The organism is Curtobacterium sp. MCPF17_011 (assembly GCF_003234145.1).
GTDB lineage: Bacteria > Actinomycetota > Actinomycetes > Actinomycetales > Microbacteriaceae > Curtobacterium.
This window is the reverse complement of sequence record NZ_QKSK01000006.1, coordinates 173,076-184,369: the sequence shown is the minus strand read 5'-3', so window position 1 is coordinate 184,369 and position 11,294 is coordinate 173,076. Positions and strand designations below refer to the sequence as shown.

The following is an 11,294-nucleotide window of genomic DNA, read 5'->3' as shown; positions in this document are numbered from 1 at the left end:
CAGCGCGGGAATCCCGCGCGGGATGGATTGGTTGTCGGTCGAACCATCACGACCAGAAGGAACGTCATGACCCAGATCGTCGCCCTTGTGGGCAGCCTCCGCGCCGGATCCATCAACCGCAAACTCACCGAGGCAGCCGTCCAGCACGCTCCAGAGGGCATCGAGCTCTCGGTCTTCGACGGCATCGTGGACCTGCCGTTCTACAACGAGGACATCGATGGCGACACCCCGCCGGCCGCTGCGGTCGCGTTCCGTCAGGCCGTCGCCGCCGCCGACGGCCTCCTGCTCGTCACCCCCGAGTACAACGGCACGATGCCGGCCGTGCTGAAGAACGCACTCGACTGGGCCTCGCGTCCGTTCGGCTCGTCGCCGATCTCCGGCAAGCCGCTCGCGGTCATCGGGTCGGCGTTCGGCCAGTACGGCGGCGTCTGGGCCCACGACGACGCCCGCAAGGCCGCCGGCATCGCGGGCGCGAAGGTCCTGGAGGACGTCAAGGTCGCGATCCCGCAGTCCGTCGTCCGCTTCGCCGAGACGCACCCGCGTGAGGACGAAGAGGTCGTCGGCCTCGTCCGTGGCGCCCTGACCGCGCTCGCCGACGCCGCCGACGAGTCCGTCGCCGCGTAGCCCACCCGACGTCGCGACGGACCCGAACCGACACGACGGGACAGGACAGGACACGGACCAGCACGACCGACGACGGACGGGAGGCTCCCCACCAGCGGGTGGGCAGCCTCCCGTCCGTCATGTCCAGGAGATCGTTCGGCAGCCTCGTCACCAGACGGATTACCATCATCGGATGACGACGCAGGAGATCGAGGAGCCGTCCGGCTACTGGTTCCCGGACGACGACGCCACCCAGCGCGGTGTCGCCGTGTTGAACGCACTGCGTCGCTACCGGGCCTCCGAGACGGCGATGCGCCGCCGTACCCGTGACTCGATGGGCATGGGCGAGACGGACCTGCTGGCGGTCCGCCACCTGCTGCAGGCCCAGCGCGCCGGCCGCTCGGTCAGCCCGAAGGACCTGTCCGCCTACCTCAAGATCTCGTCCGCCTCGACGACGATCCTGGTCGACCGTCTGGTCAAGAGCGGGCACGTGCGTCGTGAGCCGCACCCCACCGACCGCCGCGGGCTCATCATCGTGCCGACCACCGAGACCGACGCCGAGGTCCGGGCCACGCTCGGCATCATGCACCGCCGCATGATGCAGATCGCCGAGGACCTGTCCTCGACCGACGCCCGCGTCGTCGCGATGTTCCTCGAGGAGATGCGCATCGCCGTCGACCAGGTCGACCCGCCCGTCGTCGCGCACTGACGTCCCGGTCGGGATGCCCGGGCCACGGTTCCTCGACACCCACTGGGAACTCGTCGTCGCGGAGCGCGTAGACCAGAAGGGTCAGTCCCGCGAAGAAGGAGTCGTCACATGCACGCATCGGACAAGCTCGCCGCCAACATGCAGAAGGTCCTCGTCGACCTGATCGACCTGCACCTGCAGGGCAAGCAGGCCCACTGGAACATCCTCGGCACCAACTTCCGTGACCTCCACCTGCAGCTCGACGAGATCGTCGACGCGGCTCGTGAGTTCGCCGACGACATGGCGGAGCGCATGCGCGCGCTCTACGCCGTCCCGGACGGCCGTGCCGCGACCGTCGCTGCCGGCACCCACCTCGACGCGTTCCCCGACGGCGAGGTGCTCACGCACGATGCCATCGACCTGGTCACGCTGCGCCTCTACCAGGCCACCGCGACCATGCGCGACGTGCACGACGAGGTCGACGACGAGGACCCGACGACCGCCGACCTGCTGCACGGCTTCATCGAGCGCCTCGAGCAGCTCGCCTGGATGGTCAGTGCAGAGAACCGTGCCCCCCGGACGCCGCTGGCGAGCGCGACGACCGCCGCGGTGGCCGAAGCATCTGAGCACGAGTAAGTCCGGGCCACACGTGGACCTCGGGATCCAGGGCAAGACCGCGCTCGTCTTCGGCGGTGACTCCGGCATCGGCTGGAACACCGCGCGCATCCTCCTGGCGGAGGGTGCCACCGTGGTCGTCACCGACATCGAGCAGAGCCGACTCGACACCAGCGCCGACCAGCTCGAGGCGCCGCCCGGCAGACTCCACGCGTTCGCTGCGGACGTCCGCAGCGCCGAGAGCCTCGCCGCGTTGCACGAGCAGGTGCGGGACGCGGTCGGCGAGATCGACATCCTGGTGCAGTCCTCAGGCGTCACCGGCGCCCAGGGGATGTTCCATGAGATCGACGAGGCCGGCTGGCAGGAGACGCTCGACGTCGACCTGATGGGGCCGGTCCGGATCACCCGCGAGTTCATCGGGGACCTGCGGAACGGCGGTTGGGGGCGGATCGTCTACCTGGTGTCCGAAGACGCCACGCAACCGTACGACGACGAGTTGCCGTACTGCGCAGCGAAGGCCGGGGTGCTGTCGTTCGCCAAGGGCCTGTCGCGGTCCTACGCGAAGGAGGGGCTGCTCGTGAACACCGTCTCCCCGGCATTCATCCACACCCCGATGACTGACGCCATGATGGACAAGCGGGCGAAGCAGCTCGGCACGTCGTTCGACGAGGCGATCTCGAGCTTCCTCGACGAGGAGCGCCCGTACCTGGAGCTCAAGCGTCGTGGTGAGCCGGAAGAGGTCGCGAACGTGGTGGCGTTCCTCTGCTCCGAACTCGCCAGCTTCGTGAACGGCTCGAACTACCGCGTCGACTCCGGCTCCGTCGCCACCATCTGAGCGCACGCGTGCGCCCTGGACAGACGGTCGGCATGCCGCCGACGGTCGGTCGGGACGCTCACACGAGAGGCCCGTGACCGGCTCTGCGGAACCGGTGACGGGCCTGCCGTGCGCCCGCGGGTCAGAACGGGCGGCGGTCGCCGCGGGGCCGGGGATGGGCCGTGTCGGCCACTGTCCGGCGGACCCCGGGGACGACCGGCGCCCCGTCTCCGTCCGTCGTCGCGCCGACGTGCGACTGCTCCGCCGCTCCGAGCTGCTCGTCGTCGCGCTCCGCCCTGCCGATGAGCTGCAGGAAGCGGGACCGCACCACGAGCCAGCGGTCCGTCGCGCTGAGGCGGTCGAGGTCGGACGCGATCGAGTCGTCACGGACACGCTGCAGGGACGAGACGCCACGGTCCCGCAGACGACCGTCGACGTGCGCGACCACGATCCGTGCGACCGCGTCGGCCCGGGCCTGCATCACCGAGTGCCCACCATCGACGACCTCTCGGAGGACCGCGTACGGGAGCACCCGGGCCAGGCGTCGGATCCAGGAGCGTGGCACCAGCGCGTCGTGCTCGCCGCGGACGACCAGGGTGTGTGCCTGCACGTCGGCGGCGCGTTCCTCGATGGGGTAGGCGATCATCGCCGGCAACAGCGTGCGGAACCAGTGCCACCCACCGAGCGCGGACGTGGTGACCCCGTGCCAGCGGACCGCGGATGGTTCGTGCACCGCCGACCGCAGGAACCGGATCGTGGCCTTCCACACCGACCGCGAACCCGGCTCGAGGACCGGACTGAAGAGCACGACGTCGGAGACGTCCGGTCGACGGGCCGCGACCTCGACGACGACCTGCGCTCCCATCGAGTGACCGATGAGCACCGGGTCGTGCAACCCGAGGTGGTCGATGACCTGCTCGACCGCATCGGCGTAGCGCTCGATCGAGACGGCTCCCCGGAACCACGGCACTCCCGGGGAGCCCGGCAGGTCCAGCGCGTGCACCGGGCCGTTCCCGTCGAGGTGCGACACGAGCCGCTCGGGGGAGGTCTCCGCGATGCCGGGTCCCGCGACGAGCACGAACGCACGGTCACCGGGCTGCCCGGAGGAACCGACGCGAACGTGCGTGCCGTCGACGGCGACGCGGTGGACGCGGACCTCGAGGGCCGGGTCGGTGGTGCGGGCGGGAGCACCGCCGGGGTCGGGTGCGCCGGGTGGGAAGGGGCCCCCCGGGTGGTGCACGTCGTTCACTGGCGCTCCTCGCGGTCACTGGCGGTCGCCCAGGCTACCGCGGCCGTGCGACCGTCCCCGCGATGCCGGTCCGCACCCGGGTCGACTACGGCAGGACTCAGCCGCCGAACGGGAAGGCCGGACGGCCGTGCACGCTCGTCGGCACCGCGAAGACGGAACCGGAGTGCGGCGCCCGGGCGAGCTGCTCCTCGGTCATGTTCTCCCGCGCGGTCCCGACGAGCAGCAGGGACATGTCCGTGCCGCCGAACGCCACCGAGGTCACGTTCGGCGCCGGGATCTCGACGGTCTCGAGGTGCGTGCCGTCCGGGCCGTAGCGCTCGACCCGGGACTCGCCGTAGATCGCGCCCCAGAAGCAGCCCGCGTCGTCGCGCACGAGCCCGTCGTGTGCTGACCCCTGGATGAACGGCACGAGGTCGCCGAGGACACCGTCCGGGCCGTAGGAGCCACGGTAGATCGTCTCCGTGTCGGTGTCGGTGACGTACATCTCGGAGCCGTCGTCGTTCCACTCCATGCCGTTGGTCGTGCCGAACCCGGTCCGCAGGACCCGCACCGACCCGTCCGGCGAGAACGCGTACAGCACCCCGGCGGGCGGTCCGTCCGTCGGGTCCATGCTGCCGACCAGGAACCGTCCGAACGGGTCGCACTTGCCCTCGTTGAAGCGCATCTCCTGGTTCGCGTGCTCGACGCTCGCCAGCTGTCGTTCGACGTGACCCTCGTCGTCGGTCAGCACCACGGTGTCGTCCTGTGCTGCGACGAAGCCGCCGCCCGCCCTGGGCTGGAAGGAGGCCAGCGGCGGGCCGAGCTCGGCGGTGCGCAGCACCCGGCCGTCCGCGTCCGCGGTCATGAGGGTGCCGTTCGGGATGTCCGCCCAGCGGGCGACCCCCTGGTCGGGGTCCCACACGATGCTCTCGGCGAGGGTGACCTGCACGTCGGAGAACACGGTGGCAGGACCGGCAGTGGCGCTCGTCGTCATGTCCTCCGGTCTACCGGTGCCGTGGTCCGCCGGGGTTCAGCCGACCGGCCGCCGTCCCGATCACGCGGGACCGGGACGGCGGCCGGCGCCGTCGTCACTGCTCGGTCGTGCGGCGGAGCACCAGGAAGCGGGAGCCGTACGCGCCGATGCTCAGCGGGAAGCTGCACAGGTCGTCGACGGTGCCGAGCTCGCTGTGGTCCGTGGCGTCGAGGACCGTCGCACCGTGCGGGAGCGACTCCGACCGGATGGTCCCGTCGAGCGCGGTGTCCGTCATGTTGAGCACGGTGATCTGCACGACCGGCTCACCCGTCTCGTCCGTCGACTCGAGTTCGTGCACCATCACGAGCATCCCGCGGTGCGCGACCTCGGGGACGTCCACCTGGCGTGCCGACGCGATGCCGTACTCGGTGCGGACCCGCAGGAGCTCGCTGAGCCGGGACGCGAACGAGTCCCGCCGCTCGAGCTGTTCCGGCAGCGGACCGTAGAGGGAGCGGGCCCGCGGCATGCCGGACGCAGAGCGCTCGGTGTCCGGTGCCACGCCGAGCAGGTCGTGTGCGCCGCGCTCGATCCACCGGGTGTCGCCCTCGGCGATGAGGTCGGTGACGAGTTCCCGCGGGAGCGTCAGCGACCCGAGCAGGTCCCACCCGGACATCGCGAAGACCCCGGGCTGCCAGGCGTTGAAGGCGGCGAGCAGCAGGTGCGCGTCGCGGATCTGCGGGACGTCCTCGTCCTCGATGTCGTCGAGGGTCGTGTGCCCCTGGGTCGCGGCGATGAGCGACGCCGTCGTGCAGGCGATGCCGTTCGTCGTGAACACCAGGTTGTAGTCCGCGGCCTCGCCGGTCAGCGCCTCGGTGAGGTCCGCGCGGATCCGCTCGGCGAGCGCTCCACCCGTGGTCTCCTCGCCGTGGAACGTGTAGACGTCGTCCTGGTGCAGGGTCGCCCAGTGCACGAGCTCGTAGGTGAGCTCGTCGTGGTTCTGCATACCGTGCACGAGGCTCACCGGTTCGACGCCGAGCTCCAGCGAGGTGCGGAGGGTCAGACGGAGGAACTCGGTGTCACCCGTGGCGAGGGCGTGGTGGTACGCCGGCCGGTTGATGAAGTCGTACGACAGATCGGCGCCGACGGCTCCGGTGTCACGGATGTCCTCGATCGTCAGGTTGAGTTCCTGGAAGGTGAAGCCACCGACCTTGCGCACCATGCCCGCGATGACGTGGTTCGCCGCGTGCGAGAGCGGGTGTCCCTCGGACCAGCCCGGTGCACCTTCGGCGCTCTTCTCCACGCCCAGGAACCCGTTGGCGTCCAACCGGAGCGCGCTGGTGCCCAGGTCGCCGAGCGAGTGCAGGGCGTCACCGATCACCAGACGCATGCCGGCGAAGGTCGGGTCGAGCCAGTTGACGGACGGCTGCCCCTCCTTGAAGTAGTGCAGGTAGACCCAGCGCCGGGTGGTGCCGTCGACGCCGACGACCGGGGCCGTGACGCTCCAGTTCGTCTCCTTGACCCCGGGCTGGTGGAAGATCACCCGCTGCAGCTCACCGATGATGTAGCCGCGCTCGGCGAGGGCCGACTCGGTCGCGGCGTCCAGGTTGAGCGAGTCGCGGTGCTCCGGCACGGTCGGGAGCAGGTGCCACTCCTCCGGCGGGATCTCCACCATGTGGTAGATCCCGGGGTAGTCCTTGAACGCCATCTCGGCCAGGCGGAAGTCGGCACCCTTGCCGGTGTGCCCCGGGACGATGTCGTCGATGATGCTGCCGCCGTGCTCCTCGGCGACGTCGGTCATCCGCTGGAACGTCTCCTCGTCGCCGAAGGTCGGGTCGATCTGCGTCCCGATCCGGTCGAAGTGGCCGTCGACGCTGGGGGTCTCCTGCCAGCCGCGGATGCCGCCGGCGCGCTTCACCGGGCCGGTGTGCACGCCGTTGATGCCGATCTGCTCGAACGCCGACCACAGCTCGGGGTCGGCGAGCGCCGTCAGGAAGGACTCCCCTTGGCGGGTGATGAGCGAGATCGGGTAGGCCGTGAACCAGACGTCCGAGGTCGCCACGGCACGCCGGGCGTCCGGTCGGGCGTAGGGGTTCCGCCACATGGCGGGCGTCCCCGACAGCTGGCGACTCAGGACGTCCGCGTCCTTGAGCATCGACTGTCGGACGAGCCACTCGATGTAGGCGGGGTTCTCACCGTTCGCCGCGCGCGGGTCGGAGAACCGGCGCTGCAGACTGCCGCCGCGCAGGTTCACCCGGGGCCGCAGGCGACGGGGTCGCGCCGGGTACAGCTGCTCGTCGTAGGTGATCTCGGGAACCGACGACGTCGTGTCCTCGGTGCCCGGTTCGTCGTCGCCCTGGTCGGCGCCCCGCTCCGGGACACCACCCACCGGGAGCCGGTCGCCGGTGATCTGCTCGTCCGCGACCCGCTCGTCCATCCGGGATGCCTCGTCGTCCATGTCCACGGACCCCACGCTAGTCACGCGATGCCGCGGACGACCGCCGGTTCACCGGTGGTCAGCCAGCGCGGTCCGGCTCCGGCGTGGCGCGGACATCCCCGGTGTGCCTGCCACCGGTGTGCAGGGCCCCCGCGTGGGAGCCTCCGGTGCGGGGACCGACGGTGTGCGCTCCCCCGGTGTGCGGCAGCGGGAACGCGTCGCTGGTGCGCAGGGACTCCTGCCGGAGCTCCAGCTGGGTGACCGCCAGTGCGGCGAGGTCCCGCAGGTTCGCCATGTCGGCGTCGTCGGCCGTGCGGGGACGCGAGTCGAGCACCGCGAGGGTGCCGATCGTCACGCCGTCGTGGCGGACCAGGGGCACGCTGACGTAGAACCGGATGCCGAGCGGACCGGTGACGAGCGGGCTGTTCCGCATCTCAGGGTGGGTCGACCCGTCCGGGATCACGACCGGGACCGGCACCGGTGCGAAGCCGTTGCGGAAGGTGATGCTCCGTGCGGACTTGTCGATGCCGTCCGCGACGTAGGACTGCGACCACTCCCGGTCCTCGTCGAGCACCTCGATGAGGGCGATCGGCGCGTCGAACAGCCGGGCCGCCATCGCGGTGGTCCGCTGCAGCGCTTCCTCCGGCAGGACATCGAGCGTCGTCGGGCGCGCCGGGACGCTGTCGGCCGTGCCTGCCGCGGCGGCAGCGGTGCCGCCGGGCGCCCCGGTGGTGGGCCCCGTCGTCGGCGGGGCGTCAGCCTGCGGCTCGTCCGCTGCCGTGTCCGCGATCACCACGTGTCGGAGCAACGCGACCAGCTCGCCGCCGACCGGCCGAGCCGCCGGGTCCTGCGCGGTCATGGCCGCGAGCGCCTGCCGCCAGTGCTCGGGCAACGGCTCCGGGACCACCGGGTCCCGCGACAGCCGCGCCAGCGCCGACTCGACGAGCGATCCCGGGAACTCGCGCCGCCGGGTGAAGCACTGCAGCAGCACCAGGCCGAGCGAGTACACGTCGCTGGCCGGGCCGACCTCGGTGCCGCGCGCCTGCTCCGGGCTGAGGTACGCGGCAGTCCCGGTCGTCACGCCGTCCGCGGTGAGTCGCTCGACCCCGGCGGCCAGGGCGATCCCGAAGTCGGTGAGTCGCGCCCGCGCTCGGTCGGACCCGTTGCCGTAGTCGACGAGCAGGATGTTCGACGGCTTGATGTCGCGGTGGACGACGCCCTGCGCGTGGATGTAGTCGAGCGCCTCGGCCATGTCGAAGCCGATCTCGGCGATGTGCCGGGAGGCGAGCGGCCCGAGCGACAACCGCTCCTCGAGGTCCTGGCCGTGCACGAGCGCCATCACGATGAACCGCTGCACGGACCCGCGCTCGTCCTCGACGACGCCGGCGTCGAGCAGGCTGACCAGGTTGTGGTGGTCGAGCGAGGCCAGGACGCCCTGCTCGGCTTCCTGGCGCGCGATGTCGACGATGCCGGGGTGGAAGAGCTTCACGGCGACGGGCCGGTCCAGGCTCTCGTCCCACGCCCGGTGGACGACGGACATGCCGCCGCGACCGATCACCTGCTCCAAGCGGTACCGGCCTGCCAGGAGCGCAGCGCTCTCCTGCTGTCCCTCCGTCGGAACCATGCTTCCTCGTCTTCGGTGTGGGCGACTCGCGATGCGCCGACGCTGGTGTCGAGAACTCGACGATGCATCATCCCATCACGGGGGCCGCACCGTCCGCCACGATCCCGTGGGCGCGGTCAGATCCGCGCGTACCGTGCCCGGAAGAAGCTGTAGACGCCGAACGCCGCGAACCCGAGCCCCACCACGACGAGCACGACGGAGCCTCCCGGCATCGACCGGAGGGCATCGAACGCCCCGTCCAGCCCGCTCGCCTGGTCCGGGTCGCTCCGGACGGCCGCCACGGCCACGAGCACCCCGACGATGACCACGGCGACCCCCTTCGCGATGTAGCCGAGCGTCGCGAGCACCGCCACGGGCCGACGCAGGGACCGCGGCTGCGGACGGAGCTTCTTCTCCCACGACCCGCGGAGGCCGATCACGACGAGGCCGACGCCGATGGCGATCGCGACGGCCGCGACGAGGAACAGGAGCACGACCCCGCCCGGTGTCGCGAGGGCCGTGGCCGCCGCGCTCCGCGTCGACCCGCTCGAGCTCTTCCCCGCACCGAGCGCGTGACTGGCCGAGGAGTACGCGATCACTCCGGAGACCACGGCCCTGCCGACGTTCGACGCCCGGGCCAGCCAGGCGCGCGCGTCGTCGGTGCGCCCGCCGACGACGGCCTCGACGACGAGTCGGACGGTCAGTGCGGCGGTCCCGACGGCGACGATCCAGAGGAGCACGACCCCGCCGGGCACCGAGGCGAGCTGCGCGAGGGCGCCGGACTGGTCGGTGTCCCCCGACTGCGAGCCCTGCGCGCCACTGCCGGCCGCGGCGGTGCCGATGCCGAGCAGCACCGCGAGGTACCCGATGAGCAGGTGCACGACGCCGGTGCCGACGAACCCGGCCCTGGCCGTGGTCTCGAACCACCGACTGTCGGCGGCCCGGCGCGCCTGTCGTCCGGTCTCGCGGGCTGCGTCCTGTGCTGCGTCGGTCACCCCATGAGCTTGCCCGACCACGCGGTCCCTGTCCGGCCGGTCCCGGTCCGGTGACGCCGCGGCGGACGGGAGGCCCGTGGCCAGGCCGTCACGGGCCTCCCGTCCGTCGTCGTGTCGCGGGGTCAGTCCCCCTTGACGTTCACGATCTGCCGCAGCGTGTGCCGCACCGTGACCAGGTCGGCGGCGTCCGCCATCACCTGGTCGATGGGCTTGTACGCGGCCGGGATCTCGTCGAGGAACGCGTCGGTGTCGCGGTACTCGATGCCGACCATCGCCTGCCGGAGTTGCTCGTGTGTGAACGTGCGCCGGGCCGCAGACCGCGAGTACGACCGGCCCGCGCCGTGCGGCGAAGACTCGAGCGACGGCTTGTTGCCCCGCCCCTCGACCACGTACGACGCCGTGCCCATCGACCCCGGGATGAGCCCGGGCTGCCCGGACCTCGCCTGGATCGCACCCTTGCGGGACACCCAGACCGACTTGCCCCAGTGCTCCTCACGCTGGGTGAAGTTGTGGTGGCAGTTGATCCGCTCGAGCTCCTGCACCTCGCTGTCGACCACGCCCGCGAGCTGCCGGACGACGCGGTCCATCATCTCCTCGCGGTTGAGCAGGGCGAAGTGCTGCGCCCACCGCAGTTCGGCGATGTACCGGTCGAACTCCGCGGTGCCCTCCACCAGGTAGGCGAGGTCGGGGTCCGGCAACTCGATCCACCAGCGTTCCATGGCGTGTTTGGCGACCGCGATGTGACGCTGGGCGATCTTGTTGCCGACACCACGGGAGCCGGAGTGCAGGAACAGCCAGACCCGGTCGTCCTCGTCGAGCGAGACCTCGATGAAGTGGTTGCCCGAGCCGAGCGTGCCGAGCTGGTTCCGCCACTTGGCGAGCGCCCCGGCCGGGTCGAAGCCGGCCCGCTCGGCCCGGGCTTCGAGGTCGGCGATGCGCGGGGCGGCGGTCTCGACGATCGTCCGGTTCGACGCCCCGGCGGACACCGGGATCGCCCGTTCGATCGACTCCCGGAGCGGCCGGAGGTCCGTCGGTAGGTCGGAGCGATGGAACCCGGTGCGCACCGCGATCATGCCGCAGCCGATGTCGACGCCCACCGCGGCGGGCATCACCGCGCCGAGGGTCGGGATGACCGACCCGACGGTGGCGCCGAGCCCGAGGTGCGCGTCCGGCATCAGCGCGAGGTGCGGGTAGACGAAGGGCATGTCCGCGGTCGTGCGGGCCTGCTGCTCGGTGCTCTCCTCGAGCATCGAGGCCCAGGAGAGCAAGCGGTTCGTGATCTTCTGCATGGTGGTGTCCCTGTCGGACGACGTCGGGGTGACGGTCCGCCCGTCCGGGCAG

At 71.4% G+C, this 11,294-nt stretch carries 10 protein-coding genes; 4 read left to right on the top strand and 6 right to left on the bottom strand.

The genetic code is table 11. The features are described 5' to 3' along the window. Positions 1 to 66: 66 nt before the first annotated feature. The 4 genes from DEJ25_RS09680 (at position 67) to DEJ25_RS09665 (ending at position 2,741) form a co-directional block, all read left to right on the top strand. Positions 67 to 624 (top strand): NADPH-dependent FMN reductase, encoded by a 558-nt coding sequence (locus DEJ25_RS09680; RefSeq protein ID WP_111044544.1) that lies wholly within the window; start codon positions 67 to 69, stop codon positions 622 to 624. A 172-nt stretch (positions 625 to 796) separates the two neighbouring features. After that, positions 797 to 1,312: a MarR family winged helix-turn-helix transcriptional regulator gene (locus DEJ25_RS09675; protein WP_110905014.1), complete on the top strand. Its 516-nt coding sequence runs from the start codon at positions 797 to 799 to the stop codon at positions 1,310 to 1,312. A 108-nt stretch (positions 1,313 to 1,420) separates the two neighbouring features. After that, a complete protein-coding gene (locus DEJ25_RS09670) occupies positions 1,421 to 1,927 on the top strand; it encodes a Dps family protein (RefSeq protein WP_110905015.1) in 507 nt (168 codons plus the stop codon). A gap of 13 nt (positions 1,928 to 1,940) precedes the next feature. After that, positions 1,941 to 2,741: an SDR family NAD(P)-dependent oxidoreductase gene (locus DEJ25_RS09665; RefSeq protein WP_110905016.1), complete on the top strand. Its 801-nt coding sequence runs from the start codon at positions 1,941 to 1,943 to the stop codon at positions 2,739 to 2,741. A 121-nt stretch (positions 2,742 to 2,862) separates the two neighbouring features. On the opposite strand, the gene DEJ25_RS09660 is transcribed toward DEJ25_RS09665, so the two are convergent. The 6 genes from DEJ25_RS09660 to DEJ25_RS09630 form a co-directional block, all read right to left on the bottom strand. Then, positions 2,863 to 3,969, bottom strand: a complete 1,107-nt coding sequence (locus DEJ25_RS09660; protein WP_146240649.1) for an alpha/beta fold hydrolase — start codon at positions 3,967 to 3,969, stop codon at positions 2,863 to 2,865. Between the two features lie 97 nt (positions 3,970 to 4,066). Beyond that, positions 4,067 to 4,942, bottom strand: coding sequence for an SMP-30/gluconolactonase/LRE family protein (locus DEJ25_RS09650; protein WP_110905018.1), 876 nt, complete (start codon positions 4,940 to 4,942; stop codon positions 4,067 to 4,069). Positions 4,943 to 5,036: 94 nt separating this feature from the next. Continuing rightward, on the bottom strand, positions 5,037 to 7,376 hold the full coding sequence (gene treS, locus DEJ25_RS09645; RefSeq protein WP_258366279.1) for a maltose alpha-D-glucosyltransferase: 2,340 nt from the start codon (positions 7,374 to 7,376) through the stop codon (positions 5,037 to 5,039). 58 nt (positions 7,377 to 7,434) lie between these two features. Next, positions 7,435 to 8,979: a GAF domain-containing serine/threonine-protein kinase gene (locus tag DEJ25_RS09640; protein WP_111044542.1), complete on the bottom strand. Its 1,545-nt coding sequence runs from the start codon at positions 8,977 to 8,979 to the stop codon at positions 7,435 to 7,437. Between the two features lie 116 nt (positions 8,980 to 9,095). Next, positions 9,096 to 9,953, bottom strand: a complete 858-nt coding sequence (locus tag DEJ25_RS09635) for a DUF1206 domain-containing protein (RefSeq protein ID WP_146240648.1) — start codon at positions 9,951 to 9,953, stop codon at positions 9,096 to 9,098. Positions 9,954 to 10,075: 122 nt separating this feature from the next. Further along, positions 10,076 to 11,242, bottom strand: coding sequence for an RtcB family protein (locus DEJ25_RS09630; RefSeq protein WP_111044540.1), 1,167 nt, complete (start codon positions 11,240 to 11,242; stop codon positions 10,076 to 10,078). Positions 11,243 to 11,294: the final 52 nt, after the last annotated feature.

Excerpts from the sequence above, each read along its gene's own strand:
- DEJ25_RS09680 (WP_111044544.1), top strand. The coding sequence starts at position 67 with ATGACCCAGATCGTCGCCCTTGTGGGCAGCCTCCGCGCCGGATCCATC.
- DEJ25_RS09675 (WP_110905014.1), top strand. The coding sequence starts at position 797 with ATGACGACGCAGGAGATCGAGGAGCCGTCCGGCTACTGGTTCCCGGAC.
- DEJ25_RS09670 (WP_110905015.1), top strand. The coding sequence starts at position 1,421 with ATGCACGCATCGGACAAGCTCGCCGCCAACATGCAGAAGGTCCTCGTC.
- DEJ25_RS09650 (WP_110905018.1), bottom strand. The coding sequence starts at position 4,942 with ATGACGACGAGCGCCACTGCCGGTCCTGCCACCGTGTTCTCCGACGTG.
- treS (WP_258366279.1), bottom strand. The coding sequence starts at position 7,376 with ATGGACGACGAGGCATCCCGGATGGACGAGCGGGTCGCGGACGAGCAG.
- DEJ25_RS09640 (WP_111044542.1), bottom strand. The coding sequence starts at position 8,979 with ATGGTTCCGACGGAGGGACAGCAGGAGAGCGCTGCGCTCCTGGCAGGC.
- DEJ25_RS09630 (WP_111044540.1), bottom strand. The coding sequence starts at position 11,242 with ATGCAGAAGATCACGAACCGCTTGCTCTCCTGGGCCTCGATGCTCGAG.